General features: G+C 67.7%; 26 protein-coding genes and 1 tRNA gene. 7 read left to right on the top strand and 20 right to left on the bottom strand.

Annotation, left to right across the window (positions count from 1 at the left end):
- Positions 1 to 7: 7 nt before the first annotated feature.
- Entirely contained in the window at positions 8 to 1948 is a 1941-nt protein-coding gene (gene thrS / locus OOZ48_RS12070) for a threonine--tRNA ligase (protein WP_269498624.1), read from the bottom strand.
- 39 nt (positions 1949 to 1987) lie between these two features.
- Here thrS and OOZ48_RS12065 point away from each other — a divergent pair, with 39 nt between their 5' ends.
- Both OOZ48_RS12065 and OOZ48_RS12060 read left to right on the top strand, forming a co-directional pair.
- Positions 1988 to 2275 (top strand): hypothetical protein, encoded by a 288-nt coding sequence (locus OOZ48_RS12065; RefSeq protein WP_269498622.1) that lies wholly within the window; start codon positions 1988 to 1990, stop codon positions 2273 to 2275.
- A tRNA-Val gene (locus OOZ48_RS12060) sits at positions 2266 to 2342 on the top strand. The genes OOZ48_RS12065 and OOZ48_RS12060 overlap by 10 nt, the downstream gene beginning before the upstream one ends.
- 92 nt (positions 2343 to 2434) lie before the next feature.
- Here OOZ48_RS12060 and OOZ48_RS12055 read toward each other — a convergent pair.
- The 13 genes from OOZ48_RS12055 to OOZ48_RS11995 all read right to left on the bottom strand — a co-directional run bounded on the left by OOZ48_RS12055 (position 2435) and on the right by OOZ48_RS11995 (position 17164).
- Positions 2435 to 3118, bottom strand: coding sequence for a phosphoribosylanthranilate isomerase (locus OOZ48_RS12055; RefSeq protein WP_269498621.1), 684 nt, complete (start codon positions 3116 to 3118; stop codon positions 2435 to 2437).
- On the bottom strand, positions 3115 to 4779 hold the full coding sequence (locus OOZ48_RS12050) for a TRAP transporter large permease (protein ID WP_269498619.1): 1665 nt from the start codon (positions 4777 to 4779) through the stop codon (positions 3115 to 3117). The genes OOZ48_RS12055 and OOZ48_RS12050 overlap by 4 nt, the downstream gene beginning before the upstream one ends.
- Positions 4780 to 4781: 2 nt before the next feature.
- Positions 4782 to 5393 carry a TRAP transporter small permease subunit gene (locus OOZ48_RS12045; RefSeq protein WP_269498618.1) on the bottom strand — a complete coding sequence of 204 codons (612 nt, stop codon included), beginning with the start codon at positions 5391 to 5393 and terminating at the stop codon, positions 4782 to 4784.
- A 149-nt stretch (positions 5394 to 5542) separates the two neighbouring features.
- A complete protein-coding gene (gene truA / locus OOZ48_RS12040) occupies positions 5543 to 6367 on the bottom strand; it encodes a tRNA pseudouridine(38-40) synthase TruA (protein ID WP_269498616.1) in 825 nt (274 codons plus the stop codon).
- A gap of 10 nt (positions 6368 to 6377) precedes the next feature.
- Positions 6378 to 8264: a type IV pilus assembly protein FimV gene (locus OOZ48_RS12035; RefSeq protein ID WP_269498614.1), complete on the bottom strand. Its 1887-nt coding sequence runs from the start codon at positions 8262 to 8264 to the stop codon at positions 6378 to 6380.
- Positions 8265 to 9395, bottom strand: a complete 1131-nt coding sequence (asd, locus tag OOZ48_RS12030) for an aspartate-semialdehyde dehydrogenase (protein ID WP_269498612.1) — start codon at positions 9393 to 9395, stop codon at positions 8265 to 8267. It abuts the gene before it with no gap.
- Between the two features lie 102 nt (positions 9396 to 9497).
- Positions 9498 to 11156 (bottom strand): methyl-accepting chemotaxis protein, encoded by a 1659-nt coding sequence (locus tag OOZ48_RS12025; RefSeq protein WP_269498610.1) that lies wholly within the window; start codon positions 11154 to 11156, stop codon positions 9498 to 9500.
- A gap of 152 nt (positions 11157 to 11308) precedes the next feature.
- Entirely contained in the window at positions 11309 to 12382 is a 1074-nt protein-coding gene (gene leuB, locus OOZ48_RS12020) for a 3-isopropylmalate dehydrogenase (RefSeq protein WP_269498608.1), read from the bottom strand.
- A gap of 79 nt (positions 12383 to 12461) precedes the next feature.
- Positions 12462 to 13112, bottom strand: coding sequence for a 3-isopropylmalate dehydratase small subunit (gene leuD / locus OOZ48_RS12015; RefSeq protein ID WP_269498606.1), 651 nt, complete (start codon positions 13110 to 13112; stop codon positions 12462 to 12464).
- Positions 13113 to 13122: 10 nt separating this feature from the next.
- A complete protein-coding gene (gene leuC, locus OOZ48_RS12010; RefSeq protein ID WP_269498604.1) occupies positions 13123 to 14526 on the bottom strand; it encodes a 3-isopropylmalate dehydratase large subunit in 1404 nt (467 codons plus the stop codon).
- A 165-nt stretch (positions 14527 to 14691) separates the two neighbouring features.
- A complete protein-coding gene (locus OOZ48_RS12005) occupies positions 14692 to 15516 on the bottom strand; it encodes a M48 family metallopeptidase (protein WP_269498602.1) in 825 nt (274 codons plus the stop codon).
- Between the two features lie 18 nt (positions 15517 to 15534).
- Complete coding sequence (gene aroC / locus OOZ48_RS12000) at positions 15535 to 16602, bottom strand: chorismate synthase (RefSeq protein ID WP_269498600.1); 1068 nt, start codon at positions 16600 to 16602, stop codon at positions 15535 to 15537.
- A gap of 145 nt (positions 16603 to 16747) precedes the next feature.
- Complete coding sequence (locus tag OOZ48_RS11995) at positions 16748 to 17164, bottom strand: MerR family transcriptional regulator (protein WP_442867578.1); 417 nt, start codon at positions 17162 to 17164, stop codon at positions 16748 to 16750.
- A 328-nt stretch (positions 17165 to 17492) separates the two neighbouring features.
- On the opposite strand from OOZ48_RS11995, the gene OOZ48_RS11990 reads away from it, so the two are divergent.
- Positions 17493 to 18335: an EAL domain-containing protein gene (locus OOZ48_RS11990; protein ID WP_269498596.1), complete on the top strand. Its 843-nt coding sequence runs from the start codon at positions 17493 to 17495 to the stop codon at positions 18333 to 18335.
- On the opposite strand, the gene OOZ48_RS11985 is transcribed toward OOZ48_RS11990, so the two are convergent.
- Genes OOZ48_RS11985 through OOZ48_RS11975 form a run of 3 tightly spaced genes read right to left on the bottom strand, consistent with a single transcriptional unit; the run spans position 18277 to position 21109 of the window.
- The gene (locus OOZ48_RS11985) at positions 18277 to 19254 is read right to left on the bottom strand and encodes a 2-hydroxyacid dehydrogenase (RefSeq protein ID WP_269498594.1); all 978 of its coding nucleotides are present in this window, start codon (positions 19252 to 19254) and stop codon (positions 18277 to 18279) included. The genes OOZ48_RS11990 and OOZ48_RS11985 overlap by 59 nt on opposite strands.
- Before the next feature lie 24 nt (positions 19255 to 19278).
- Positions 19279 to 20751, bottom strand: a complete 1473-nt coding sequence (locus OOZ48_RS11980; RefSeq protein WP_269498592.1) for a protein adenylyltransferase SelO — start codon at positions 20749 to 20751, stop codon at positions 19279 to 19281.
- Positions 20744 to 21109 carry a DUF2069 domain-containing protein gene (locus tag OOZ48_RS11975; protein WP_269498591.1) on the bottom strand — a complete coding sequence of 122 codons (366 nt, stop codon included), beginning with the start codon at positions 21107 to 21109 and terminating at the stop codon, positions 20744 to 20746. The genes OOZ48_RS11980 and OOZ48_RS11975 overlap by 8 nt, the downstream gene beginning before the upstream one ends.
- A gap of 38 nt (positions 21110 to 21147) precedes the next feature.
- Between OOZ48_RS11975 and OOZ48_RS11970 the strand changes: the two genes are divergently transcribed.
- Positions 21148 to 22407: a YihY family inner membrane protein gene (locus OOZ48_RS11970; RefSeq protein ID WP_442867577.1), complete on the top strand. Its 1260-nt coding sequence runs from the start codon at positions 21148 to 21150 to the stop codon at positions 22405 to 22407.
- Positions 22408 to 22437: 30 nt separating this feature from the next.
- Positions 22438 to 22899 carry a CBS domain-containing protein gene (locus OOZ48_RS11965; RefSeq protein WP_269498589.1) on the top strand — a complete coding sequence of 154 codons (462 nt, stop codon included), beginning with the start codon at positions 22438 to 22440 and terminating at the stop codon, positions 22897 to 22899.
- Here OOZ48_RS11965 and dusA read toward each other — a convergent pair.
- Positions 22851 to 23831 carry a tRNA dihydrouridine(20/20a) synthase DusA gene (dusA, locus tag OOZ48_RS11960; protein ID WP_442867581.1) on the bottom strand — a complete coding sequence of 327 codons (981 nt, stop codon included), beginning with the start codon at positions 23829 to 23831 and terminating at the stop codon, positions 22851 to 22853. The two genes, OOZ48_RS11965 and dusA, sit on opposite strands and share 49 nt — an antisense overlap.
- 186 nt (positions 23832 to 24017) lie before the next feature.
- Between dusA and OOZ48_RS11955 the strand changes: the two genes are divergently transcribed.
- Positions 24018 to 24986 (top strand): homoserine kinase, encoded by a 969-nt coding sequence (locus tag OOZ48_RS11955; RefSeq protein ID WP_269498585.1) that lies wholly within the window; start codon positions 24018 to 24020, stop codon positions 24984 to 24986.
- A 9-nt stretch (positions 24987 to 24995) separates the two neighbouring features.
- Positions 24996 to 25796: a BPSS1780 family membrane protein gene (locus OOZ48_RS11950; protein WP_269498583.1), complete on the top strand. Its 801-nt coding sequence runs from the start codon at positions 24996 to 24998 to the stop codon at positions 25794 to 25796.
- Here the strand turns inward: OOZ48_RS11950 and OOZ48_RS11945 are convergent.
- Together OOZ48_RS11945 and OOZ48_RS11940 are read right to left on the bottom strand one after the other, a co-directional pair.
- Positions 25727 to 26062 carry a DUF192 domain-containing protein gene (locus OOZ48_RS11945; protein WP_269498581.1) on the bottom strand — a complete coding sequence of 112 codons (336 nt, stop codon included), beginning with the start codon at positions 26060 to 26062 and terminating at the stop codon, positions 25727 to 25729. The two genes, OOZ48_RS11950 and OOZ48_RS11945, sit on opposite strands and share 70 nt — an antisense overlap.
- A complete protein-coding gene (locus tag OOZ48_RS11940) occupies positions 26059 to 26919 on the bottom strand; it encodes a type II secretion system F family protein (RefSeq protein WP_269498579.1) in 861 nt (286 codons plus the stop codon). The genes OOZ48_RS11945 and OOZ48_RS11940 overlap by 4 nt, the downstream gene beginning before the upstream one ends.
- Between the last annotated feature and the right edge of the window lie 10 nt (positions 26920 to 26929).

The following is a 26929-nucleotide window of genomic DNA, read 5'->3' as shown; positions in this document are numbered from 1 at the left end:
TGAAGGCTCAGGCCTGCGGCCGATCCAGGCCGCGAGAGTCGATGTCCGTGCGCAAGAGGCCGGAAAACTCGGAAGCGGGCATCGTGCCCAGGTCCTGGTTTCCGCGTCCGCGCACCGACACCGCACCCGATTCGCGCTCCTTGTCGCCGACGACGAGGATATAAGGGATCTTTTGCAGGCTGTGCTCCCGAATTTTACGGGTGATTTTTTCACCGCGCAAATCGGAAAATACTCTAAATCCTTGTTTTTTCAGGCCTCGCGCCACGTCGTCCGCATATGATGCGGAACCGTCGGAAATACAGCACACCACAGCATGCTGCGGCGCGAGCCAGGCGGGCAGCGCGCCGGCATGGTTTTCGATCAGCATGCCGATGAAGCGCTCCAGCGAGCCCAGGATGGCGCGATGCAGCATGACCGGCGTGCGGCGCTGATCGTCAGCATCCACGTATTCCGCGCCGAGGCGCTGCGGCATGGAAAAGTCGACCTGTATGGTGCCGCATTGCCAATGGCGGCCGATGGCATCCTTGAGGGTGTACTCGATCTTGGGGCCGTAGAATGCGCCCTCGCCCTCGGACACCTCGTACTCGCACTGCGAAAGGTCGAGGCTGTCCTTGAGGGCCTGTTCGGCCTTGTCCCAGACCTCGTCGGAGCCGATGCGCTTTTCGGGTCGCGTGGCGACCTTGTACAGGATCTCGGTGAAACCGAAATCGGCGTATACCTTTTGCAGCAGGCGCGTGAACGCCGCGCACTCGGCCTGCAGCTGGTCCTCGGTGCAAAAAATGTGGCCGTCGTCCTGGGTGAAGCCGCGCACCCGCATCATGCCGTGCAGCGATCCCGAAGGTTCGTTGCGGTGGCACTGGCCGAACTCGCCGTAGCGCAGCGGCAGTTCGCGATAGGAATGCAGACCGGCGTTGAAGATCTGGACGTGGCCGGGACAGTTCATGGGTTTGAGTCCGTAGACGCGGTTCTCGGACTCGGTGATGAACATGTTTTCCTTGTAGTTGTCCCAGTGGCCGGTCTTTTTCCACAGCGACAAGTCGAGGATCTGGGGCGCCTTGACCTCCTGGTAGCCGTTGTCGATGTACACCTGGCGCATGTATTGCTCGACCTGCTGCCAGACGGTCCACCCCTTGGGGTGCCAGAAGATCAGCCCAGGCGCCTCGTCCTGGAAATGGAACAGGTCCAGTTCGCGGCCGATGCGGCGATGGTCGCGGCGCTCGGCCTCCTCGAGCATGTGCAGGTAGGCCGCCTGGTCCTCCTTGCGCGCCCAGGCCGTACCGTAGATGCGCTGCAGCATCTCGTTGCGGCTGTCGCCGCGCCAGTACGCCCCAGCCACCTTCATGAGCTTGAAAACCTTGAGGCGGCCGGTGGACGGCACGTGGGGGCCGCGGCACAGGTCGATGAAATCGCCCTCGCGATAGAGGCTGATCCTTTCGCCGGCCGGAATCGAGGCGATGATCTCGGCCTTGTAGTCCTCGCCGATCCCGCGAAAGAAGGCCACGGCCTCGTCGCGGTCCCATTCCTCGCGCGTGACGACCTCGTCCCGCCGCGCCAATTCGGCCATTTTTTTCTCGATGGCCTCGAGGTCCTCGGGCGTAAAGGCGCGCTTGTAGGAAAAATCGTAGTAGAAGCCGTTATCGATCACCGGGCCGATGGTGACCTGGGCATCGGGAAAGAGCGACTTGACCGCATAGGCCAGCAAGTGGGCGGTGGAATGCCGGATGAGGTCCAGGCCCTCGGGGTCCTTGTCCGTGACGATGGACAGTTGCGCATCCCGATCGATGACGAAGCTGGTGTCGACCAGGCGGGCCTCCTGCCCGTCGAAGGCGACCTTGCCGGCGAGCGCCGCACGCCCGAGACCCGCACCGATGCTGTGCGCGACGTCGTGCACGGTAATCGGCCGGTCGAACTCGCGTTGCGAACCGTCGGGAAGGCTGATGCAAACCATGAATGCGTCCTGAAAGATGGGGCGCCTGCCGGCGGCAAAATGCGAAACGCGGCCTGGGCCGCGTCTGGAAAACCTGAAACTGCCAAGCAGGAAGATTATGGAACCAGTGTAACAATCGCAGCAAAAACAATCAATTTGGTCGGCACGATAATCGCTGACAATGAGGTCCGGCAGGCCTTTTGCGGCGGATTCCGTTGCGAAAACGACGACAAAGGGGTTCGCTGCGGCGGACGTCCCCCCGACGAAACCGGCTTTTGGAGCATTGAAGATTCGTTTTTGACAAGCCGCAAGGGGCTGCTTATAATGCCGGTCTTTGCAGGCGGTTAGCTCAGTTGGTTAGAGCGCTACGTTGACATCGTAGAGGTCGCTGGTTCGAATCCAGTACTGCCTACCAGAATCCAGCCGGGGATGCCCAAACCCGCCAAGAAAGGCCGCATCATCGACGAGATGCGGCTTTTTTGTTGCCAAAACCCGCGCCGGCGGGGCTCAGGCGTCAGCCGCGCGCACGGCCCGCATGAACGCCCGGATCCGGGCCGCGTCCTTGAGGCCGGGGGCTTCCTCCACCCCGCTGCTGACATCCACGGCATAGGGCCGCAGTTGCGCGATGCGCGCGCCCACGTTGTCGGCGGACAGGCCGCCGGCCAGCACCAGCGGCCGCGCTTCGGGCGCGCGCGCAACCTCGCGCAACAAGGCGGGATCCAGCGACGTACCGCTGCCGCCGTAGCCTTGGCTGAAGCTGTCGAACAGCCACGCGGCCGCCTGGCCGTGGGCCGCGCAATGCGCAGCCAGGCCTTCGGCGGTGTCCTGGCCCGGGGCACCGACGCGAAAGCCCTTCATGTAGCGGACCCCGAACTGCCGGCAGAACTCGGGGGATTCCTCGCCATGGAACTGCAGCAGATCGGGATTCACCCCGTCGATGACTTCCCGCACCTCGGCGGGCGACGGATTCACGAACAGGACGACCGTGTCCACGAAGGCCGGAACCAGGTTCCGCAGGGCCGCCGCGGCGCCCACGTCCTGGTAGCGCCGGCTGGGGGGATAGAACACCAGCCCGATCGCGTCCGCCCCCGCATCGACCGCGGCGCGGACATCGTCGGCGCGCGTCAGCCCGCAGACCTTGACGCGGGTGCGGTGCGGCACGGCCGCACCCAGGTCCTCATCCCTGCTCATTTGAAGGCTGCCCCCGCGTCGCCCCCATACGAATCCAAGCCGTAGGCGCTGCTCTCGCCGAAGGTGACGGTGTCCGGGTCGACGGTGGAGGCGTCGCTCTTGTAGTGCGTCACCATGCCGGGGAACGCCAGGACCGCCGCGACCATCAAAACCTGGATCACGATAAAGGGAATGGAACCCCAGTAGATGTCCCCCGTGGAGACCTTGGCGACGAGCTTGCCTGTAATCCTGTCATGGTAGTCCTCTTTGGGCGCCACGGATCGCAGGTAGAACAGGGCAAACCCGAAAGGCGGATGGATGAACGAGGTCTGCATGTTGACCGCCAGGAGGACCCCGAACCAGATCAGGTCGATGCCCATTTTTTCCGCCACCGGCCCGAGCAGCGGAACGATGATGAACGCCAGTTCGAAGAAGTCCAGGAAGAACGCCAGGAAGAAGGTCATGACGCTGACCACGATCAGGAAGCCCAGCTCGCCGCCGGGCACGTGCAGCAGCAATTGCTCGACCCAGACGTCGCCGTTGACTCCGCGAAAGCTCAGGCTGAAGATCGTGGACCCCACCAGGATGAAGACCACGAAGCAGGACAGGCGCGCCGTGGTTTCCATGGCCTGGCGCAGCTGGCGCATGGAGAATCGCCCGCGCGATACCGCCATGACGAGGGCGCCGACCGCGCCCATGGCACCACCCTCGGTGGGGGTGGCCACACCGATGAAGATCGTGCCCAGCACCAGGAAGATCAGCGCCAGCGGCGGGATCATCACGAAGGTCACGCGTTCGGCGATCCTGGAGAGCAGGCCCAGACGCAGGTATTTGTTGGCCAGCGCCATGGCCAGCGCCGCCATGCCCCAGATCAGCAGCACGATCACGACGCGCTCGTCCACCGGGATGTCGGTGTGCGAGCGAAAGTAATGGTTCGATCCGAAGTACGACACCAGGGCGGCAATCGCGGTCAGCACGGCCAGCGAGCGCAGGCCCCGGCCGCCGTCGGGCTCGACGTAGACGCGCGCCTCGACCGGCAAGGCGGGGGCGGCGGCGGGGCGGATCAGCGACAGCAGCACGATATAGGCGACATAGGCCCCCGCCAGCAACAGGCCTGGCAGCATGGCCCCCCGGTACATGTCGCCAATCGAACGGCCCAGCTGGTCGGCCAGGATGATCAGCACCAGGGAAGGCGGAATGATCTGCGACAGCGTGCCCGAGGCCGCGATCACCCCCGAGGCCAGCCGCCGGTCGTAGCCGTAGCGCAGCATGATCGGCAGGGAGATCAGGCCCATCGAGATCACCGAGGCCGAGACCACGCCGGTGGTGGCCGCCAGCAGCGCGCCGACGAACACCACGGCGACCGCCAGGCCGCCGCGCAGCGGCCCGAACAATTGGCCGACGGTGTCGAGCAGGTCCTCGGCCATGCCGGATCGCTCGAGGATCAGGCCCATGAAGGTAAAGAACGGAACCGCCAGCAGCGTGTCATTGCTGACGATGCCGAATATCCGCTGAGGCAGGGCCTGGAACAGGGCCGGCTGCATCAGGTTCAGGTCGATGGCGATCAGCCCGTACAGCACGCCGGTGGCCGCCAGCGAAAACGCGACCGGAAAACCCATGAGCAGAAACACGATCAGGTTGAAGAACATGATCGGCGCCAGATTGTCGAGGAGAAACTCCATGCTCAGCGCCCCTCGCCCGTGATTTGGTTCTGTGCCTGTTGCTGTGCGAGGATGTCCTCGACCAGTTCCTCCTCGGCGCTGCGTCCACTGCCGACCTTCATCGGATTGGGGCAGGCGCCCAACAGGAATCCGACACACTTGATCAGGTGCGAGATCGCCGCCAGGATCAACAGGCCGAAGCCCGCGGGGATCAGGAATTTGGCGGGCCAGCGAATCAGGCCGTCCGTGTTGGAGGACAGCTCGTGGATCACGTAGGAATCCCAGAAGAACGGGATCGACAGCCAGAACACGAGGCAGCATGCCGGCAAGAGGAAAAACAGGACGCCGAAGATGTCGATGCCGACCTGCGCGCGCTCGGGCAGTTTCTGTGACAGGATGTCCACCCGGACATGTTCATTGCACAGGAAGGTATAGCCGGCCGCCAGCAGGAAAATGGCGCCGAACAAATACCATTGCAGCTCGAGCCAGGCGTTGGAGCCCAGATTGAAGGCCTTGCGAAACACAGCGTTGGTGGCGCTGACGATCACGACCACCAGTACCAGCCAGGTGATTGCCTTGCCGACCAGGGTGTTGATCCAGTCTATCCCTCGGGATAGCCGTAAGAGTGAAGTCATGAATGTTCCAGCATCCGGGTTTGGGTGCACCCGGCGGTGATCCGACAGAAATCCTCCCGCAGCCTATTGCCCGCAGGGGAAACTGCTAGATTCTATACGAGTTGAGACATAAAGCATCCTAGGGATTCTCAGCACAGAACGAACAAGCCCTAGGGGTGTCCCGCAACGTCGGGGCACGGCCATCCCAGGTGGGCGGCGAGCGCGCGCTCGGGCTGCAGCAGCGGCAGCTCCGGGTGCGCGGGATAGCCGACGTGGGCCAGGTACAGGCCATCGGGCATGAAGGTCGGCGCGGCCAGCCGCCGGTCGCGCTGCGACAACAGTTCCGCGGCCCACTCCGGCGGCCGGCGGCCGCGCCCGACCGCCACCAGCACACCCATCAGGTTGCGTACCATGTGGTGCAGAAAGGCATTGGCCTCGAAGCGCAGGACCAGGAACTCGCCGGTGCGCAGGACGTCCAGGCGGCTCAAAGTGCGCACCGGGCTTGCCGCCTGGCAGTCGGACGAGCGAAAGGCGCTGAAATCATGCTCGCCCAGCAGATGGGCCGCGGCGGCGCGCATGCGGGTTTCGTCCAGCGCGTCGTGGACCCAGCCCACGCGCCCGCGCAAAATGGGCGATGGCGCCGGCGCGCTGCGCAGGACATAGAAGTAAGTGCGTGAGCGCGCGGCGAAGCGCGCGTGGAAATCCTCGGCCACCGGACGCGCCCACTGCACGGCGATCTGAGCGGGCAGGTGGGCGTTGAGTCCGCGGACCCAGGACATTTCGCGGCGAACCGCAACGGTATCCAGGTGCACGACCTGCTGCAGGGCATGCACGCCGCTGTCGGTGCGGCCCGCGCAAATCGTGGCGGTCGGCCGGTCCAGGAACGCCTCGAGGGCCGCCTCGAGGGCATCCTGGAAGGTCCGGCGGCTGGGCTGGGTCTGCCAGCCGCTCCAGCCCGACCCTTCGTAGGCCAGGCCCAGTGCGATGCGGGCCATGGCGCCGTCCTCAGCCCTTGGTCGCGGGGTCGTCCTGCCGGGGCTTCAGTTCGAGATCAATGTCCCGGAGCGTCTCGCGAACCTTGGCCTCGGTGGCCAAGGCCGCGTCGTAGGCCTCGTCGCGCGTATTGCCGGCGCGGCGCAGCAGCCACGCGATGATGAAGACAATGAGCGCAAGCAGGCCGGTCATGACCATCAGCAGGTGGTCCTGCAGCCAGTCGACGACGCCCTGGGAACGCTCGGCCGCATCAGCCTCGGCTTGTGCCGCCCGGGCCGCCGCCTCGGGCGGGACGGGCGATGCCAGCGGGCTCGCCGCGGGATCCGCAGCGGCGCCCGGGGCCGGAGTGCCCGAAGCAGGGGGTGCCCCTTGATCCGTCCCACTGGCGACGCCTTGGCCCGGCGCAGTGGCCACACCCTGGCCCGGCGCTGCGCCGCCTGGGGCTGCGCCCGGGGATGCGCCATTCGCCGTGGCTGCCGACGATGCACCGGACGACGCCCCAGCGTCGGAGCCCGTGGCTGCACCAGCGGCGGTGCCTGGCGATGCCCCGCCTGTGTTCTGTGATGCCCCGCCCGGCGCAACGGTCGAGGCCGTGCCCGCACCATTCGGGGAGCCGCCGTCCGTCGTGCCCGAGGAACCCGCGCCCGCCGCCGAGCCTGCGAGCCCCGACGAATCCGCACGGGATGCGCCTGCCGCAGCCGCCTGGTCGCCGGCCTCGGAGGACTGGCGCAGGGCCGCGTCGGCCTCCTCGGCCTTGCCCGCCTCGACGATCGCCTGCGCGACGTCGGCAATCGAATCGCTGATGCCCTTGGCACCCTCGACGACGGCGTTGCGGGCCGCTTCGCCCTGGCTTTTCAAGGCCTCGTTGAGGTGCTGTACGTTGTCCTCAAGCTGGTTGATCCGGCCCTGGGTGTCGGCCCGGGCCAATTGCCCGGACCTGCGGGCGTCGGCCTCGGCATCCCGAGGCGATTGCCGGGCATCGCTGAGTTGCAGATGGTCGCCGCGGCCTGCCGCCGGCGCCGCCTCGGCCGGTGCCGCGGCCTCGGAAACCCGTCCCTGGCTGGGTGCATTCCCGGCTTGCGCCGGCACCGAGGCGGCCGCGCCGGCGAGACGGCCGCGCATCGCCGCGAAGGCTGCGGCCTGAATCTGGAATTGCCGGCGCGCCTCGCGGTCGGAGATCGCCAATAGCTCGTCCATGCCCGGCACGGTCAGCTGTGCGCCGGCCTTGACGAGGTTGACGTTCTGCTGGATGAAGGCCTGCGGGTTGGCGCGCTGCAAGGCCATCATCATCTGATAGACGGTCACGCCCTCGACCGCATGGCGGCGCGCGATGGCGAACAGGGTATCGCCCCGGCGCACGCGGATCGCGCCTTGGGGGACCCGGCTGCCGCTGGTATGGGCCGCGCCGGCCGACGCGGCGCCCGCCTGGCCGGCGGTGGGCGCCGCGGGCGGGGCAGCCGGCGCGCGGGCACCGGTGACCAGCGAAACCTGATAGCGCTGCATGCCGCTGGCGGTACGCACGTCCAGCAGCAGATCGGCCAGCGGGCCGGAAAACGGCTGGTTGGAACTGACGCGCAGCATGCGCCCCTCGGGGCGCACGCCGGGTTCGACCGAGACTCGCAGGCTGTCGAGCGCCACCGGCGGGGTCAGACCCGCCCGGGACCAGTCCGTGGCCGCCGCGGCCTGGGCCGACAAGGCCTGCGCATCGGCGGCACTGAGATCCCTGACGGGAATCTGGATGATCAGGGGCTCGCCCTGCGGCGAGAGGATGCGGGCATGGCCGAAGCTTGCCGCGACAGCCCCGGAGCATCCGAGCAGGCTCGCCGCCAATGTCAACGCCAGTCTTGTTTTTGTGAGTCGCGGGCTGGGCGTGGGCGCCTGGCGGCGTGGTTCTGTCATTTAGAGTTCACCGAGAGCAATGCGCAACATCCGGCGCAGCGGCTCGGCCGCGCCCCACAGCAGCTGATCCCCCACCGTGAAGGCGCTGAGGTACTCAGGCCCCATCGACATCTTGCGCAGGCGGCCGACGGGGATGTCAAGTGTGCCGGTTACCGCCACAGGCGTCAATGCGCGCATCGAGGACTCTTTGTCGTTGGGCACCAGGCGCGCCCAATCGGTGCCCTCGCGCACCGCGGCCTCGATGTCCTCCATCGGCACGTCGCGACGCAGCTTGATCGTCAGGGCCTGGCTGTGGCAGCGCATCGCGCCGATGCGCACGCACAGGCCGTCGACCGGCACCGGATCCCGATCGAAGCCCGGGCCGCGGCCCAGGATCTTGTTCGTTTCGGTGCCGCCCTTCCATTCCTCGCGCGACACACCGTTGCCCAGGTCCTTGTCGATCCAGGGGATCAGGCTGCCGCCCAGCGGCACGCCGAAATTGTCCTGCGGCAGGGCCGGATCCTGTTGCGCGGCCAGCACACCGCGGTCGATCTCGAGGATGGCCGAGGCCGGGTCGTCGAGCAAGCCGCCGACCGCCCGGTTCAGCAAGCCGAACTGGGTCAGCAGTTCACGCATGTGGCGCGCGCCGCCGCCGGAGGCCGCCTGATAGGTCATGCTGCTCATCCACTCGACCATGTCGTGCTTGAACAGCCCCGCCAGGCCCATGAGCATGCAGCTGACCGTGCAGTTGCCGCCGATGTAGTCGCGCACGCCGCGGCGCATCGCCTCGTCGATGACGGGACGATTGACCGGATCCAGCACGATGACGGCATCGTCCTGCATGCGCAGGGTGCTGGCCGCGTCGATCCAGAGGCCGTCCCAGCCCGCGGCGCGCAGCTTGGGATAGACCGCGCTGGTGTAGTCGCCGCCCTGGGCCGTCAGGATGATGGGCAGTTTGCGCAGGGCCTCGATGTCGTACGCATCGGCCAGCGCCGGCGCACCCTCGGCCCAGCCCGGGGCCGATCCGCCCGCGTTGCTGGTCGAAAAGAACACCGGCTCGAACAAGGAAAAATCGTTCTCGTCGCGCATGCGCTGCATGAGGACCGAACCCACCATGCCGCGCCATCCGACCAAACCTACTGCCTGTGCCATAGACCCATCCAACCCAAAAAAACGTCGAAACGCATTATTTTAATGCCTTCCGCGGGTACGCGCCCAGGCAGGGCGCCGCAGGGCGTCGTCCGCGCCGCCGAATCAGGCCGGCAGGCGCGCCGCGAGGGGCTGCGCGGGCGGCGGGCCAGCCGGGCCCGCGGGCGGCCGAGCGGCGACCGTGGCCACGCCCATGTCCTTTTCGATCCGGAACTCCCGCACGGTGTCCAGCAGCTGCACGGCCTGCTCGTTCAGGCTGGCCGCAGCCGCGGCCGATTCCTGCACCAGCGCGGCGTTCTGCTGGGTGATGCTGTTGAGCTGCGCCACCGCGGCATTGATCTGGCTCAGCCCCGAGGTCTGTTCGGTCGCCGCCGCATCCACGGAATCGATGAGGCCGGCGACCTGCTGGATCTTGTCCACCAGATCGCGGATCCCCGCGCCCGCCTGCTCCACCACCCGCACGCCCGTATTGGTGCGCTCGGCGCTCTCTTCGATGAGCGAGGCGATCTCGCGCGCGGCTTCCGCGCTCTTCAGGGCGAGGGCGCGCACCTCGCTGGCGACGACGGCGAAGCCGCGACCCTGGTCGCCAGCCCGGGCAGCCTCGACCGCCGCGTTCAAGGCCAGGATATTGGTCTGGAAGGCGATGCCGTCGATCACCTGCACGATGCCGACGATCTTGCGGGAAGCCTCGCGTATGCCCTCCATGGTCTGCACGATGTCCTCGATGCCACGCCCGCCCTCCTCGGCCGCGCGGCTGGCGTCGGCCGACAGCCGCGCCGCCTCGCGCATGGCCTGCGCCGTGCTGGCCACGGTGCTCGAAAGCTCGTCCATGGCAGCGGCAGTCTCGGTGATGTCGGCGGCCTGGCGCTCGGTGCGTTGCGCCAGGTCGGTATTCCCCAGCCGGATCTGCTCGGAACCGCTGGCGATGTGGTCGCTGCCGGCGCGCACCGTCCCGACGATGCGGCGCAGGGATTCCTGCATGTGGGCCATCGCCTGCACCACGCTGCCGCGGTGGGCGCGCGCGGTGCCGATCACGGAACTGAGGTCGCCGCGCGCCACGGCATTCGCGGCATGCGCGACGTCGCGCGGCTCGCCGCCCAGGGCACGCGTCAGCCCACGGGTGATCAACATCCCGATGCCCAGCCCCAGCAGGATGCCGCCCAGCGTCAATCCAATCATGAACCATTGCGCCCGCGCATGGATGGACGCGGTCTCAAGGCTCAGGGCGCTGGCCTGCTCGAGCCGGTGGCCGATCAGCTGCTCCATGGCCGCATCCAGGCGGTCGGCCACCGGGATGACCTCGCCATACAGCATGCCGACCGACTTGCGCACCTGTTGCGGGGGCTCGGTGGCCAAGATCTCGACCACCCGGGAAATATTGACGCGGTACGCGCGGGCCGCGTCGAGGGCCTGGGCGACCAGCGGATGCCCAGGTCCGGCATCGAAAGCCTGGGCGGCCCGCAGCAGGCTCTCGTCCATGTCGTCCAGGTGAGCCCGCACCGCCTGGAACTGGCGCTCGCGGATGTCCTCGGTCGGCGCCAGCGCCGCCACGCGCACGGCCCGCGCGGTCTTCAGCAATTGCTGGTCGGCCCGCGCGATGTCGCGCAAGCCCATGGTGTCGCGATGGTACATGGTCTCGGCCAGGGTATTGACCTGCCGCGTGGAATACAGCCCGACCGCCCCGACCAGGGCGGCGATGCCGCTGAGGATGAGAAAGCCGCCGATCAACTGGGTGGATACGCGCAGCGAGTGAAGCAAGGCCATGGAACGGTCTCCTATGCAGCGGCGCCCGCCCGCGCGGGAACGCCGATGCACCATGGTGGGGTCTCGGGGATTTGTGTCCTGCTTTTCTTGTTGTCGCCCGGGACCATAAGGTCCGTACCACGCTACGGAGTCAAGGACTCCGTGGAAGAGGACTACAGCGCTGCCAGCACCGCGTCGCCCATCTGGCCGGTCGAGACTCGCGTCGTCCCGGGCTCGTGGATGTCGGGGGTGCGCAGGCCCTGCGCCAGCACCGCCCGCACGGCTGCCTCGATGCGCGCGGCCGCCTGCGGCGCATCCAGCGAATAGCGCAACAGCATGGCGGCCGACAGGATGGTGGCCAGCGGATTGGCCACGCCCTGCCCTGCGATGTCCGGCGCTGACCCGTGGCTGGGTTCGTACAGGCCCTGTTGACTGGCGTTCAGCGACGCCGAAGGCAGCATGCCGATCGAGCCGGTGAGCATCGCCGCCTCGTCCGACAGGATGTCGCCGAACAGGTTGCCGGTGACGATCACGTCGAAGGCCTTGGGCTCGCGCACCAGCTGCATGGCGGCATTGTCCACGTACATGTGCGAGAGTTCGACCTGGGGATACTCGCGCGCCACGTCGATGACGATGTCGCGCCAGAACTGCGAGGTCTCCAGCACATTGGCCTTGTCCACGCTGCACAGGCGTCCCTGCCGGCCGGCGGCCGCCTGGAACGCCACGTGGGCGATGCGGCGCACCTCGCTTTCCGCGTAATGCATGGTGTCGTAGCCCTGGCGTTGGCCCTTGAAGGGGCCGTCCTCCAGGGTCCGCACGCCGCGCGGCTGGCCGAAATAGATGTCGCCGGTCAGTTCGCGCACGATCAGGATGTCCAGGCCGGCGACGACCTCGGGTTTCAGCGAGGAGGCGTTGGCCAGCTCGGGATAGAGGATCGCGGGGCGCAGGTTGGCGAACAGGCCCAGGGCCTTGCGCAGCCCCAGCACGGCCTGTTCGGGACGCAGGGCGCGCTCGAGCGAATCGTACTTCCAGTCGCCCACGGCGCCGAACAGCACCGCCGAGGCGCTCTGCGCCAGCGCCAGGGTGTCGGGCGGCAAGGGGTGGCCATGCAGGGCGTAGGCGGCCCCGCCCACCGGCGCCTCGACGATGTCCAGGTCGAGGTCCAGGGCGCGCAGGACGCGCACGGCCTGTTCGACGATTTCGGGGCCGATACCGTCGCCCGGCAACACTGCAATACGAGAACTCATGGTTTATTCCAGGGGAAGTCAGTGAAAAAGGCCCCGTCCTTCCGACGGGGCCCACGGCGTGGCTTGCGGCGATCGGCCATCAGCCGGGAACGCGCTTGGCCAGCCAGGGATGGCGCCCGAGGCGCTCGGCCTCGAAGGCGCGGATCGCCTCGGCGCGCAACAGGGTCTGGCCGATCTCGTCCAGGCCCTTGAGCAGGGACTGCTTGCGGTAGTCGTCGATCTCGAAGGGCGACTCGGTGCCGTCCGGAGCGATCACGCGCTGACGCTCGAGGTCGACCGTCAAGGTATACCCCGGAAAGGCGTTGACCTCGTCGAACAGCCGGGCGACCCGGGACTCGGGCAGCACGATGGGCAGCAGGCCGTTCTTGAAGCTGTTGTTGAAGAAGATGTCGGCGAACGACGGCGCGATGATGGCGCGGAAACCGTATTGCTGCAGAGCCCAAGGCGCATGCTCGCGGCTGGAGCCGCAGCCGAAGTTCTTGCGCGCCAGCAGGATCGAGGCCCCCTGGTAGCGCGGCTGGTTCAGCACGAAATCCGGATTCAGCGGGCGGCGGGAATTGTCCATGCCGGGCTCGCCATGGTCCAGATAGCGCAACTCATCGAACAGGTTCGGGCCGAAGCCCGTGCGCTTGATCGACTTCAGGAACTGCTTGGGAATGATCAGGTCGGTGTCGACATTCTCGCGGTCCAGCGGGGCGACCAAACCCTGGTGAGTGGTGAAGGCTTGCATGGCGGGGCTCCTAGCTGAAACGGCGGACGTCGACGAAATGGCCCGCCACCGCCGCGGCGGCGGCCATCGCAGGGCTGACCAGGTGAGTGCGCCCCCCCTGCCCCTGACGGCCTTCGAAGTTGCGGTTCGAGGTCGAGGCGCAGCGCTCGCCGGGTTCCAGCCGGTCGGCGTTCATGGCCAGGCACATGGAACAGCCGGGCTCGCGCCACTCGAAGCCGGCGGCCAGAAAGATCCGGTCCAGGCCTTCGCGCTCGGCCTGGGCCTTGACCAGCCCCGAACCGGGTACGACCATGGCCTGGCGCACATTGGCGGCCACCCGGCGGCCCTTGGCCACGGCGGCGGCGGCGCGCAGATCCTCGATACGCGCATTGGTGCATGAGCCGATGAACACCCGGTCCACGTGAATATCGATCATGGGCGTATTGGGCTCGAGTCCCATGTATTGCAAGGCGCGCTCCATGCCGCCGCGGCGCACCGAATCCTTTTCCTTGTCGGGATCGGGCACCCGGCCGTCGACCGGCAGGACCATCTCGGGCGAGGTGCCCCAGCTGACCTGCGGCGCGATCCGCGCGGCGTCGATCTCGACCACCCGGTCGAAGTGGGCGTCGGGATCGGAATGCAAGGTGCGCCAGTAGGCCACCGCCTGGTCCCACAAGGCCCCCTCGGGGGCGTAGGGCCGGCCCTTGAAGTAATCGATCGTGGTCTGATCCACGGCCACCATGCCCGAGCGCGCGCCGGCCTCGATCGCCATGTTGCAGACGGTCATGCGGCCTTCCATCGACAGCGCGCGCACCGTGCTGCCGCCGAACTCGATGGCATAGCCCGTGCCGCCCGCCGTGCCGATCTGTCCGATCACATAGAGGATCAGGTCCTTGGCCGTACAGCCGAAGGGCAGCTTGCCCTCGACACGCACCAGCATGTTGCGGCTTTTCTTCATCAGCAGCGTCTGGGTGGCCAGCACGTGCTCGACCTCGGAGGTGCCGATGCCGAAGGCCAATGCCCCCATGGCGCCGTGGGTGCTGGTGTGCGAATCGCCACAGACCACGGTCATGCCGGGCAGGGTCGCACCCTGCTCGGGGCCGATCACGTGGACGATGCCCTGGCGGCGGTCGTTCATGCGGAACTCGGTGATGCCGTGGGCTTCGCAGTTCTTGTCGAGGGTCTCGACCTGCAGGCGCGAGACCGGGTCCTGGATGCCCTCGCTGCGCGCCGTGGTGGGCACGTTGTGATCGGCCACCGCCAGGTTGGCGTCGACCCGCCAGGGTTTGCGGCCCGCCAGATCCAGGCCCTCGAAGGCCTGCGGGCTGGTGACCTCGTGCACCAGATGGCGGTCGATGTACAGCACACAGGTGCCGTCCTCGCCCTGGTGCACCACGTGGGCGTCCCAGAGCTTGTCATACAGGGTTTGTGCCATGATTGTTTCCGATGAAGTCGCCGGGCGCGCCTCGATGCACGCCCATTGCCCTCATTATGGCAGTCCCGCACAGAGGGACAAGACCATTGCACATCCTAGTATCCTGAATACCAGGATACCTGGATGCAGGCGGCCCGCCGGCCGGCCATGGCCGGGCGAACAGCCTTATTTGCCGGCAGCCTGCTGGTACAGCGGCATCACCTTGGCGGAGGCCTGCTCCAGATCGGCGATGCGGCTGCTCGACGACGGGTGCGTGGACAGGAATTCGGGGCCGCCTCCGCCGAGGCTGGCCATCTTTTGCCACAGTGTCACGGCTGCGCGCGGATCGTAGCCGGCACGCGCGGCCAGCTCGACGCCGATCCGGTCGGCCTCGGTCTCGTTTGCCCGGCTGTTGGGCAAGGTGAACATCACCTGGCTGAGCGTGGAGCCCAGGTCGGCGCTGGCCTGGCTGCCGGTGACGGCCGCGAGGATGGTGACCCCCATCTGGGCCGCCATCTGGCGCGACACCTGTTCGCGCGCGTGCTCGCGCAGCGCATGCGCGATCTCGTGGCCCAGGACCGCGGCGAGTTCTGCGTCCGTGGGCTTGATCTGCTGGATCAGGCCCGTGTAGACGGCGATCTTGCCGCCCGGCATGCACCAGGCGTTGACCTCGTCCGAGCTCAGCACATGGGTTTCCCAGTTCCACTGCAAGGCATCCTGGCGAAAGGCCCCGACCTGCTGGATCAGGCGCTGGGTAATGCCCTGGACCCGGCGAACCTGATCGGCATCGCGGTCCAAGGCCTTTTGCGCACGGGCCTGCGACAACAGGGCCTGGTACTGCGATGCGGCCTCGCGCTCGAGCTCGGCCTCGGAGACCAGGCTGGACATGTATTGAGTCCGGTCGATGCCGACCACCCCGGACTGCGTCGTCTGGACCTGGGCGCAGGCGCCCAGCAGCGTGGCCAAGGCCACGGGAAGGATCAGGCCGCGCAGGCGTGCGTAGGAATTCATGAAACCTCCAGTCGTCGGTCAAGCACCCTGGCCGCACTGGCCGCGATGACGCAGGGCATGGTCCATCAGGACGATGGCCAGCAGGGCCTCGACGATGGGCGTTGCCCGGATCGCCACGCAGGGATCATGGCGCCCCAGGGTCTGGACCATGACGGGTTCGCCGGCCCGATTCACCGAGCGGCGCTCGATGCGGATGCTGGAGGTCGGCTTGACGGCCAGCGACACCGTCAGGTCCTGGCCCGAGGAAATACCGCCCAGCACCCCGCCGGCATGGTTGGCCATGAAGCCGTCCGGCCCGAGTTCGTCGCCGTGCTCGGAGCCGCGCATCGCCACGCAGTCGAAGCCCGAGCCGATGGATACGCCCTTGACGGCATTGAGGCCCATCATGGCATGCGCGATGTCGGCATCCAGCCGGTCATAGAGAGGTTCGCCCCAGCCGGAGGGCATGCCCTCGGCGACCACCTCGATGCGCGCGCCGATCGAGTCGCCGGCGCGGCGCAATTCGTCCATGAACGATTCGAGCTGCGGCACGATGGTCGCATTGGGCGCAAAAAATGGGTTGCGCGGCACCTCGTCCCAGGATTCGAAGGGAATCGGGATCGGTCCGAGCTGGCTCATGCAGCCGCGGATGCGCACGCCGTGCTCTTGCGCCAACCATTTGCGGGCGACGGCGCCGGCCGCCACCGTGGGCGCGGTCAGGCGCGCCGACGAACGTCCGCCGCCGCGCGGATCGCGCACCCCGTATTTCTTGAAGTACGAGAAATCCGCATGGCCGGGACGGAAGGTATCGGCAATGTTGCTGTAGTCCTTGCTACGCGCATCGGTGTTGCGGATCAGCAGGCCGATGGGCGTGCCGGTTGTGACGCCCTCGTACACCCCCGAAAGGATTTCGACGGTGTCGGGCTCGCGCCGCTGGGTGACGTGGCGCGAGGTGCCGGGCCTGCGCCGGTCGAGCTCGGCCTGGATGTCGGCCTCGCTCAGCTCGAGACCCGGCGGGCAGCCGTCGATGACCGCGCCGATGGCCGGCCCGTGGGATTCGCCGAAATTGGTGACGCTGAACAGTTTTCCGAGGGTGTTTCCGGACATGGGCTGTGGGGGTGTAAAGGCATCGACGCCCGGACTGGTCATCGCCGGGCCCCGGCCAGGGGATTTTCAATGCTCAATTATGGCATTTTTCAATCGCGGCCACGCCCTGTCGATTACACCTGTCGATTCCGCCATCGACGGCGAATCACTCGAGGCCCGTGGCGGCGGCTATCGTGCCGAAGCCCTCCGCCCGGATGCCGAGGTCCTGCCAGTGTTCTACGCAGGACAGATGCCCGCGCAAGGGGCAGCCGGCGCACTCGCGGACCTCCCGGCATTGGCTGAGCAGGCGCTCGAGCGTGTGCACGCGTCGCGTCAGGCCGTCGATCTGGGAGCGCTGGGTGCGGATCTTGGCCTGGACGAGCTCGTGCACCTGGGCGCACCCTTCGGTCGAGGGCGATTGCAGCAGGACCGCGATCTCGCCGAGCGAAAACCCCAGCGCCTGCGCCCGCTTGATGAAGCGAATCCGCGCCACGACTTCGGGAGGATATCGGCGGTAGGTCCCCAAGGGTTTGGCCGGCTCGACAATGAGGCCACGGCGTTGGTAATAGCGAATGGTTTCCACATTCACGCCAGCGAGCTTTGCAACACGGCCGATATTCAATGCAGCACCTCACGAATTCCTTGACTCCGTACATGGGTACGGACGTTAGATTGCCCTTAACGACAAGGAATTCATGAGGTGGGAACAGCCCCTCGAATAGGCGCGTCTGGCTACGTAGATCACATGCCACAGTCATCCGCCGCATGCGTATCTTATCCGCAGGGAATTCATTTGACCAGAATAATAACGGCGATCCGCCAAGACCGGGCCTTCCGCATCAGGCCGGAAATCGAGCACCGATTCCCGGCCGGCGCGAGCGCCGGTTGACTCCAGGAGGAAGGCGAGGAACATGGCAACGAGCCCCATGCCCGAAACATTGTTCCGGCACGCGCTGGACCACGATGAATTCCGCCTCGCCTACCAGCCCATCGTCGACCTGCGCACTCGACGCCAGATCGGCGTGGAAGCCCTCATCCGCTGGCCCGGAGCGGACGTCGGACCCGACATCTTCATCCCCATCGCCGAGCAGATCGGCCTGATCCGCGAGATCACGCAGCGGGTGTGCGACCTGGCGGCCCGCGACTGTCGGGCCGTCCCCACCGCAATCAGCCAGTTGTCGATCAATCTGTCGGCCGCCGACATCCAGGCCGCCGACACGGTGGACATGCTCCGCGCGCTGCAAGACACGACCGGCGGCCGACTGCGCCTGTCGGTCGAGCTGACCGAGCGCAGCCTCCTGGACCCCGAGCGCTGCGGCCCCGTCATCAAGGCCCTGCGGGCGATGGACATCCAGGTGGTCATCGATGACTTCGGCACCGGCTACGCAAACCTGCAGGCCTTATTGATGCTGGAGCTCGACGGCATCAAGATCGATCGCAGCCTGTCCCAGAGGATCGGTACGTCGCCCGCCGCCTCATTGGTCATCCATCACCTATGCGCGCTCGCCCGCGCCTTGGGCCTGTCGATCGTCGCGGAAGGCGTGGAGACCGAAACCCAGGCCGGCTTGCTGTACGGGCAGGGAATCCGCCGTGCCCAGGGCTGGCTATTCGGTCATCCACAGCCCATCGAACACTGGGCGGGCATGCGCCGCCCGGCACACAGCGGCCGCAGCACCGCCCCGGCCGACCCGCCATTCAGGATCGGCGGCGGAGCGGATATGCCGCCAGGGGCGTTTCGCCGCGCAGCGCCATGAGCAGGTTGCTGGTGGCCATTTCCGCCATCGCATGGCGGGTCTCGTGGGTGGCCGAGCCCACGTGCGGCAGGGGCAGCACCTTGGGGTGCGTGCGCAGCGGCGAATCGAGCGGCAGCGGTTCGGTGGCGAAGACGTCCAGCGCCGCCCCCCGCAGCTTGCCCTCGTCCAGGGCGCGGATCAGGGCGTCCTCCTGCAGGACCGCGCCGCGGCCGCCATTGATCAGAAAGGCGCCGGGCTTCATGCGGGCGAACTCGGCCTCGCCCAGCAGGCCGCGGGTCTCGCCGCTGAGCGGCAGGACCACCACCAGGAAATCGGATTCGCTCAGCAGCTCGGGCAGCTGCACCTGCCGCGCGGCGCCCTCGGGCAGGCCGCTGTCGCGCGGCGAGCGCGCGCAGTACAACACCGGCATCCCGAACCCCAGCGCGGCGCGGCGCGCCACCGCGTGCCCGATGCGCCCATAGCCCAGCACGCCCAGGGTCTTGCCATGCACGTCCCAGCCAAAAAGCGCCGGCCCCACGTTGCCGTCCCACTGGCCCGCGCGCACATGGTCGGCCAGTTCGTGAATGCGGCGCCCCATGGCCAGCACCATGCCCATCAAGAGGTCGGCGACCGTCTCATCCAGCACCCGGGGGGTATGGCACAGCACGATATCGCGTTCGGCCAGCGCCTCCTGGTCGTAAGCATCCACGCCCACCGATATCGAGGACACGACCCGCAAGGCCGGCGCCCGCGCCAGCAGGTCCGCCCCCACCGGGTACAAGGCGCCGATCATGCCCGAGGCCCGGCCCAGGGCCTCGAAAAAAGCCGCCTCCTGACCGGGCAGGAAGGGATCGGCCTGGATCACCTCGTGTTCGGCGCGCAGGCGGGCCAATTGGTCGGGCGGCAATTCGCGATACGCCAGGACCACGGAACGGGACATCGGAGACTCCTTGTGAGGTGACCTTCAGGACGAACAACTGACCGCGACGGCCGGCGCGCCCGTCGGCGGCGGCGCCGCATAATCCGCCATGCCGGGCCGTTCGGTGTACGGATCGCGCAGCAGGGACAGCAGGCGGTCGATCTCCGAGGCGTCGCCGTGCTGCGCCGCCTCGATGGCGCGCTGGGCCAGATGGTTGCGCAGCACATACAGCGGGTTTGCGCGCCGCATGTCGGCGCGCCGCGCGAGGGCGTCCCAGTCCTGCGCGGCCAGGCGCGCGCGATAGCGCTCCAGCCAGGCCTGCGCCGCGGCGGGATCCGCGAACAGCGCCAGGAACGCCTCGGGCGCCTCGTCCGCATCGGCCAGGTGCCGGAACGCCAAGGTGAAATCGGCGGATTGCTCGTGCAGCAGGGACCACCAGGCATCGGCCAGTTCGCCGTCGCCCTCGCGCCAATCGCGCAAGCCGAACTTGCGCGCCAGGCCTTGATGGAACGCCCCCAGGAACTCGGCCTCGAAGGGCTTGATGCAGTCCTGCAAGGACTCGCCGTCGCAACCGAGCACCATCAGGCTGCCGGCCAGGCGATAGAGGTTCCAGTGCGCCACGGCGGGCTGCGCATTCCAGGCATAGCGCCCGCCGGTATCCGTATGATTGCAGATGTGGCGCGCATTGAACCGGTCCATGAAGCCATAGGGCCCGTAGTCCAGGGTCAGCCCCAGGATGGACATATTGTCGGTGTTCATCACACCGTGGCAGAAACCCGCCAGTTGCCAGTGGGCGATCAGAACCGCAGTGCGCCGCACCACCTCGCGCAGGAACGCCAGGGTGATCGCCGGCGTGTCGTCCGGCCCCTCGCCCGCCTGGCGGCACTCGGGAAAGAAACGATCCACCGCATGGTCCAGCAAGGCCTTCTGGCGCGCGTGCGTATGGCCCCAATGCTCGAAATGGCCGAAACGCAGGAAACTGGGCGACACCCGCGTCACCACGGCGGCGGTCTCGACGGTTTCACGGTAGACGGGATCGTCCGAGACCACCAGGGCCAGGGCGCGCGTGGTCGGGATCCCGAGGCCCGCCATGGCCTCGCTGGCCAGGTACTCGCGCACGCTGGAGCGCAGCACGGCGCGCCCGTCGCCCATGCGCGCATAGGGCGTGCGGCCCGAGCCCTTGAGCTGGATCTCCCATGCGCCCGTGGGACCGTGGATCTCGCCCAGCAGATGCGCGCGCCCGTCACCCAGCTGGCCGGCCCAGACGCCGAACTGGTGGCCGCTGTACACGGTGGCGATCGTCTGCCCGCCGGGCAGCGGGATCTGCCCGGCGCACAAGGCAAGAAAGTCGGCGGACTGCAGCACGTCCTCGTCCAGGCCCAGCAAACGGGCCACGTCCGGGTTCGCGTGCAACAGGCGCGGCGCGCCCGGCGGCATCGGCGAAACGCGCGAGTAGAACGCCTCGGGCAAGTCCGCGAAGGAATTGCCGATCCGCAGCCCCGCCAGCCACTTATCCATGGCGGGCCGCCTGCTTGGCCGGGCGCACGTAGAAAATGGCGCCGAGGTACAGTCCGAGGGCGAGCGCGGCCTCCAGCCCCGCCAGCGCGGCGGAGACCGGCTGCAGGTCTGACCAGGCGCGCACCAGCCCCTCCATCAGGTAGAGCAGGCTGAGCATCGCGGTCCATTGCATGGTGTAGAGGCTGCCCTTGAGCACGCCGCGCACGGCGAACAACAGAGGCACGGCCTTCAAGGCCAGCAGCGACCCGCCTGGCCGCAAGGGCGCCCACCACAATTCCCATCCGACGCACAGAATGATCAGGGCGGCCAGGCAGGCCACGGCCATCCAGTGCAACTTGGCGCTGAGCTCGACTTTCATGCTGTTATTATGACTCGAAACCCATTATCCGGCCGACCATGAAGACATCCCCGGATCCCTCCCCGTCCACCGACGCGCGCGCCCGCGCCATGGACATCCTGCGGTTCACGCTGGAATACGCCGGTGAAAAGAAACTCACGCGCGCGGCATCCAGCCTGACGTTCACGACGGTGCTGGCCATCGTGCCGCTGCTGGCGGTGGTGCTGTCGCTGTTCACCGCCTTCCCGCTGTTTTCCGAGTTCCGCGTGGCGCTCGAGACTTTCCTCAGCGAAAGCCTGCTGCCGCCGTCGTTCTCGGACACCATCATGAGCTACCTGAACCAGTTCGCCGCGCAGGCCTCCGGGCTGACGGCAGTGGGCGGGGTGTTCCTGATGGTGACCTCGATCATGCTGATCATGACGATCGACGAGGCCTTCAACGAGATCTGGCGCGTGGAAAAACAGCGCCCGCTGCGCCAGCGCCTGCTGGTCTACTGGGCGATCATCTCGCTGGGGCCCATCCTCACGGGGGCCAGCCTCTGGGCCACGACAGTGCTGGCGCGCGAGTCCCTCGGCTACATCGGCCAACTGCCCGACTGGCTCAGCCTGCTGCTGAACGTCGTACCAGTGGTGATCTCGGCACTGGGATTCACCGCGCTGTTCGTCTTCGTCCCCAACTGCCGCGTGCGGTGGCGCGACGCACTCATGGGCGGCGCGGGCACGGCGATCATCCTGGCCATCATGAAGGGCGGCTTTACCTGGTACCTGACGCGCTTTCCCTCCTACACCGTCATCTACGGCGCCTTCGCCACGCTGCCGATCTTTCTGTTGTGGATCTATCTGTCGTGGCTGGTCGTGCTGATGGGCGCCATGGTGGCCTCGCTGCTGCCCGCCCTGCGCCATCGGCGCTGGGCGGTCCTCAGGCGGCCAGGCGCGCCCCTGGTCGACGCCATCCACATCCTGCACATCCTGTGGCGCGCACGCGGCGGCACGCCGCCGGGGCGCAGCCTCAATTTCCTGGAACAACGCCTGAACGCGCACCCGGACGCCCTGCACCAGACCCTGCGCGCCCTGCGGGACCTGGGCTACGTGGTGCCCGCGCAGGACGCCGACCTGTGGGTGCTGTCATGCGATCCGGACCAGGCCGACCTGGGGCCGGTCCTCAATCGCCTGCTCATCGATCGCGCCCAGGAGGGCCTCACCCCGCAGATCGCCGAGGCGCTGTCGGCCACCCTGGCGGGACGCCCCCCCACTCTCGAGCGCCTGTTCCTGGATTTCCTACCGGAAACCGGTACGATGATGCAAAATACCGAAAAGTGAATCACTGAGCGGCAAGCGAGGGACGACACCATGCTCAAAGTCAACGAAATCCTGCGTGTCAAGGGGCACACTCTGTATACGGGCTCGCCGGACATGCCGGTGCGCCAGGCGATCGAATCCATGAGCCAATTCGACATCGGCTCGCTCGTCATCATGGAGCACGGCCAGTTGGTCGGCATGCTGACGTTCCGCGAAATCATTCGCCATTTCCACGCCCACGACGGCGAGGCCGGCGACTTCACGGTGCGCAGCATCATGGACGATGCCCCGGTCAGCGTCACGCCCAACACCGACGCCGACGAGGTCCAGCGCCTGATGCTGGACAAACACGCCCGCTATATCCCGGTCATGGACGGCCCCACCCTGATGGGCGTGATCTCGTTCTACGACATGGCGCGCGCCATCGTCGAGGCGCAGCAGTTCGAAAACGACATGCTCAAGGCCTACATCCGCGACTGGCCCGCGGACCCCGCCGAACAAAGCAAGGCCTGATCGGGGCCCAGTTCGGCCCAGGCACGCCGCAGGATCGCGGGCCCCTCGGCACGCAAAGCCGCCGTATCCGACAGGATGCGCCGCCACCGGCGCGCACCCGGCAATCCGGCGCGCCAACCCAATATGCCACGCAGCACGATGTGCAGGGGCGCGCCGTCCGCCACCCGGCGCGCGGCATAGCCGGCAAAGGCCTCGAGGACCTGCTCGGGCGGGAGAATGGCCTGGTCGGGCGCAATCCGTCGATTCAGTTCGGACAGGACGTCCGGATGGTGCCAGGCCGCGCGCCCCAGCATGACGCCGTCGAACCGCCCCATCCATTCGAGACTGTCCTCCACGCCCGACAGGCCGCCGTTGAGGACAAAGCGCGCCCCGGGAAAATCCCGGCGCAGGCGCAAGGCGTCCTCGTAGCGCAGCGGCGGCTTTTCCCGGTTGTCCTTGGGCGACAGGCCCTTGAGCACCGCATTGCGCGCATGCACGATGAACACGCGGCAGCCGGCCTCGAACACGGCGCCGACGAAGTCCCGCACGAAACCATAGGAATCGTCGTAGTCCAGCCCCAGGCGATGCTTGACGGTGACCGGCACCGAGACCGCGTCGCGCATGGCGCGCACGCAATCGGCCACGAGGGCCGGCTCGGCCATCAGGCAGGCGCCGAAGGCGCCGCGCTGCACCCGCTCGGACGGGCAGCCACAGTTCAGGTTGATCTCGTCATAGCCCCATTGCTGGCCCAGCCGCGCGCAATGGGCCAGGTCGGCGGGCTCGCTGCCGCCCAGCTGCAGGGCCACGGGATGCTCGGCCGCGTCGAAGTCGAGGTGGCGGCCCGCGTCGCCATGCAGCAAGGCGCCGGTGGTGACCATCTCGGTATACAGGCGGGCCTGGGGGGCCAGCAGGCGGTGGAAATAGCGGCAATGGCGGTCGGTGACATCGATCATCGGCGCCACGCACAGACGCCAGGGTGCCGCCTCGGCGCCGGCATCGGGCAACTGGGACATACGATAGGTTCCGGTAACGAATTCATATTTTACCGTGCGGGCGGCAGGCGCCCACGCAAGGCGCGCGGGTAGACTAAAATCCAGTGTTCGACCACTTTCGGCCCCAGGCGGCCGCACGCATCTTCCATGGCCGTATTCACCCCCGTATCCGACGCCGACGCGCAGGCACTGCTGCAACGCTATGACCTGGGCGAACTCGTCGCCCTGCGCGGGATCACCGCCGGCATCGAGAACACCAATTATTTCCTCGACACCACGCGCGGCGAATACGTGCTGACGCTGTTCGAGGTCCTGACGGCCGCCCAGCTGCCGTTCTACATCGAGCTCATGCACCACCTGGCCGGCCGGGGCGTGCCCGTGCCCCAGCCGCAGACCCTGCGCGACGGCACCCGCATCACCGAACTGCACGGCAAGCCCACGGCCATCGTCACGCGCCTGTCGGGCGGCTACGAACCGGAACCCAGCCCCACGCACTGCGCGCTGGCCGGCCGCACCCTGGCGCAGGCGCACCTGGCCGGGCGGGATTTCGACATCCGCCAGCCCAATCTGCGCGGCCTGCCCTGGTGGCGCGAAACCGCGCCCAGGCTGCAGCCCTTCCTCAGCGGCGAGCAGGCGGAGCTGCTGAACCGCAGCCTGGACGAACAGATCGCATTCGCCGCCGGGCCGGTCTATGCGCGCCTGCCCGAGGGGCCGTCGCACTGCGACCTGTTTCGCGACAACGTCCTGTTCGACGGCACCTACGAGACGCCGCACATGGGCGGCTTCATCGATTTTTATTTCGCGGGCTGCGACACCTGGCTGTTCGACGTGGCAGTCAGCGTCAACGATTGGTGCATCCAGCGCGCCACCGGCGCCTTCATCCACAAGCGCGTGGACGCCTGGCTGCGCGCCTACCACGAGGTGCGCCCTTTCACCGAGGCGGAGCGCGAGGCCTGGCCCGCCATGCTGCGCGCGGCCGCCCTGCGCTTCTGGGTCTCGCGCCTGTACGATTTCCACCTGCCGCGCCCGGCCCAGACCCTCAAACCGCACGATCCGCGCCATTTCGAGCGTATCCTGCGCCTGCGGACGACCCGGCCCGCCCCCACACTACCCTGAAGTCCCGCCATGCAAGCCGCCATATTGCCCGTCTCCGCCGGCTGGTCCTGGATCGCCCAGGGCTACGAACTGTTCCGCCGCCAGCCCCTGGCGATGTTCTTCTGGAGCGTGCTGACCAGCTTCGTCATCATGCTGGCCTCGGCGATCCCGCTGCTGGGCCAGCTGGCGCTGATCACCTTCACCCCGCTGCTGACCTTCCTGACCCTGTGCGCCTGCCGCAACATCGACCGCGGCGTGCGCATGCTGCCCGGCATGTGGCTGCAGCCACTGCGCACGCCCGGGGTGACCGGCCGGTTGACGCGCCTGGGCCTGGCCTACCTGGCCGCCAGCCTCGCGGCGGCCCTGATCGCCACCCTGCCCTTCGTCTCGTCCTTGTCGGGCACCATCGACGACCAGGGCCAGATCGACTATGCCGCCATGGCCTCGGCCATCCGCGCGCCCCTGGCGGTGTTCGGCGTGCTGTACCTGCTGCTGTCGGCCCTGTTCTGGCACACGCCCGCGCTGATCGGCTGGCATCGCGTCCCGCTGGCCCGCGCCTTGTTCTTTTCCATGGTGGCCTGCTGGCGCAACAAATGGGGCTTTCTGCTGTATGCCCTCAGCTGGGTCGGGCTGTTCTACGGGATGCAGGCCGTGGTCGACATGCTGGTCGAGGCGGGCGTGTCCACCAGCCTGCTGCAATGGATCCTGGTGCCGGGCAACATCCTGGTGGCCGCCGTGCTGTATTGCAGCTTTTATCCCGCCTACGTGATGATCTTCGAATCGCGCAGCGCCTGGGACAGCACGGCGGACCAGGACGAGCCGGCGCAATAGCCGGCGGGCAATTCGACCACGGCGCGGGCGCGCCAGTCGATCGCCCAGCGATTGGGCCGCAGGCTCGGGACATGGCGCAGGATGCGGTTTCCGGGGCCAAGGAACACCACGTCGATCGGGCCGCGCAGGCCTAGCGTATGCACGGCGCGGCAGGGCTGCAGGACCAGGGCGCGCGGCACCCCGGGATCCGCGGGCGGCAAGCCATGCAAGCCGTACAGTCGGCCGAGGACGCCGCGGGCGACGCGGACCTGAAGCACGCCCTTCATGCCATGTCCATCAGCTTGACCGCAACCGGAAAGCCGATGACCAGGAAGGTGCAGGGGAAAATGCAGAACACCATCGGGAACAGCATCTTGACGGGCGCCTCGAGGGCGAGCTTTTCGGCCCGCAGGAAGCGTTCGCTGCGCTGCTGGGCCGCCTGCGCCCGCAGGATCGGCCCGAGGCTCATGCCCAGATGATCGGCCTGGCCCAGTGCCAGCACCAGGCTGCGCACCGCGGGCACCATGCAGGCCTGAGCCCACTGGTCCAGTGCGCGGTCGCGGGCCACACCGGCGCGCATGGCCGCCAAGGCCTCGCGCAGGCTCTGGCGCAGCGGGCCCTGGGGCGCGTGCTCGGCCACCTGGCGCAGGGCCGCATGCAGGCTGAGGCCCGCCTCGACGCACAGCGTCATCAGGTCCAGCATGAAGGGCAGCTCGCGCTGCATGCGCGCCAGCCGCGAGGCCGTGCGCCGCCGCAGGCCTTGGTCCGGCAACCATGACCCACCCAACACCGCCAAGGCCGCCAGCACCACCGACGCGGCCCCATCCAGGCCGGCCAGCAGGCAGGCGGCGCCCAGCCCGATGCCCGTCGACGCGCCGGCCAACACGCGCAACGCCATCCACTGTTCGACCCGCCAGGCATCGCCCACGCCCGCCTGGCGCATGCGCGGACCGAATCGCCGCCGCATGCGCCAGGACACCAGCCAGACGCACCAAGGCTCGAGGGCACACACCCAGGGCCAGATCCACGCCCCTCGCGACATCGGGCCGGGATCGGCCGCCCGCCATCGCGCCCAGGGTCCACCCAGGCTCCAGCATCCCGCGATGACGGCCAGCACGGCCAGGACCAGACCCATCCAGAACATGGCCGGGCCC

It is taken from the genome of Castellaniella sp. S9 (genome assembly GCF_027257175.1).
Taxonomy (GTDB): domain Bacteria; phylum Pseudomonadota; class Gammaproteobacteria; order Burkholderiales; family Burkholderiaceae_B; genus Castellaniella.
Note: the sequence above shows the minus strand (reverse complement) of the source record. Positions and strands in the feature narration are given on the sequence as shown.

Bases quoted from the DNA above. Each gene is read 5' to 3' on its own strand.
- OOZ48_RS11990 (WP_269498596.1), top strand. From the start codon at position 17,493: ATGGCAACGAGCCCCATGCCCGAAACATTGTTCCGGCACGCGCTGGAC.
- leuD (WP_269498606.1), bottom strand. From the start codon at position 13,112: ATGCAAGCCTTCACCACTCACCAGGGTTTGGTCGCCCCGCTGGACCGC.
- thrS (WP_269498624.1), bottom strand. From the start codon at position 1,948: ATGGTTTGCATCAGCCTTCCCGACGGTTCGCAACGCGAGTTCGACCGG.
- OOZ48_RS12065 (WP_269498622.1), top strand. From the start codon at position 1,988: ATGCGAAACGCGGCCTGGGCCGCGTCTGGAAAACCTGAAACTGCCAAG.
- OOZ48_RS12055 (WP_269498621.1), bottom strand. From the start codon at position 3,118: ATGAGCAGGGATGAGGACCTGGGTGCGGCCGTGCCGCACCGCACCCGC.
- asd (WP_269498612.1), bottom strand. From the start codon at position 9,395: ATGGCACAGGCAGTAGGTTTGGTCGGATGGCGCGGCATGGTGGGTTCG.
- OOZ48_RS11965 (WP_269498589.1), top strand. From the start codon at position 22,438: ATGCTCAAAGTCAACGAAATCCTGCGTGTCAAGGGGCACACTCTGTAT.
- dusA (WP_442867581.1), bottom strand. From the start codon at position 23,831: ATGATCGATGTCACCGACCGCCATTGCCGCTATTTCCACCGCCTGCTG.
- OOZ48_RS11945 (WP_269498581.1), bottom strand. From the start codon at position 26,062: ATGAAGGGCGTGCTTCAGGTCCGCGTCGCCCGCGGCGTCCTCGGCCGA.
- OOZ48_RS11940 (WP_269498579.1), bottom strand. From the start codon at position 26,919: ATGTTCTGGATGGGTCTGGTCCTGGCCGTGCTGGCCGTCATCGCGGGA.
- OOZ48_RS12035 (WP_269498614.1), bottom strand. From the start codon at position 8,264: ATGACAGAACCACGCCGCCAGGCGCCCACGCCCAGCCCGCGACTCACA.
- OOZ48_RS12045 (WP_269498618.1), bottom strand. From the start codon at position 5,393: ATGACTTCACTCTTACGGCTATCCCGAGGGATAGACTGGATCAACACC.
- OOZ48_RS12005 (WP_269498602.1), bottom strand. From the start codon at position 15,516: ATGAATTCCTACGCACGCCTGCGCGGCCTGATCCTTCCCGTGGCCTTG.
- aroC (WP_269498600.1), bottom strand. From the start codon at position 16,602: ATGTCCGGAAACACCCTCGGAAAACTGTTCAGCGTCACCAATTTCGGC.
- OOZ48_RS12025 (WP_269498610.1), bottom strand. From the start codon at position 11,156: ATGGCCTTGCTTCACTCGCTGCGCGTATCCACCCAGTTGATCGGCGGC.
- leuC (WP_269498604.1), bottom strand. From the start codon at position 14,526: ATGGCACAAACCCTGTATGACAAGCTCTGGGACGCCCACGTGGTGCAC.
- OOZ48_RS11985 (WP_269498594.1), bottom strand. From the start codon at position 19,254: ATGTCCCGTTCCGTGGTCCTGGCGTATCGCGAATTGCCGCCCGACCAA.
- OOZ48_RS11955 (WP_269498585.1), top strand. From the start codon at position 24,018: ATGGCCGTATTCACCCCCGTATCCGACGCCGACGCGCAGGCACTGCTG.
- OOZ48_RS12050 (WP_269498619.1), bottom strand. From the start codon at position 4,779: ATGGAGTTTCTCCTCGACAATCTGGCGCCGATCATGTTCTTCAACCTG.
- truA (WP_269498616.1), bottom strand. From the start codon at position 6,367: ATGGCCCGCATCGCACTGGGCCTGGCCTACGAAGGGTCGGGCTGGAGC.
- OOZ48_RS11980 (WP_269498592.1), bottom strand. From the start codon at position 20,751: ATGGATAAGTGGCTGGCGGGGCTGCGGATCGGCAATTCCTTCGCGGAC.
- OOZ48_RS11975 (WP_269498591.1), bottom strand. From the start codon at position 21,109: ATGAAAGTCGAGCTCAGCGCCAAGTTGCACTGGATGGCCGTGGCCTGC.
- OOZ48_RS11950 (WP_269498583.1), top strand. From the start codon at position 24,996: ATGCAAGCCGCCATATTGCCCGTCTCCGCCGGCTGGTCCTGGATCGCC.
- leuB (WP_269498608.1), bottom strand. From the start codon at position 12,382: ATGAGTTCTCGTATTGCAGTGTTGCCGGGCGACGGTATCGGCCCCGAA.
- OOZ48_RS11970 (WP_442867577.1), top strand. From the start codon at position 21,148: ATGAAGACATCCCCGGATCCCTCCCCGTCCACCGACGCGCGCGCCCGC.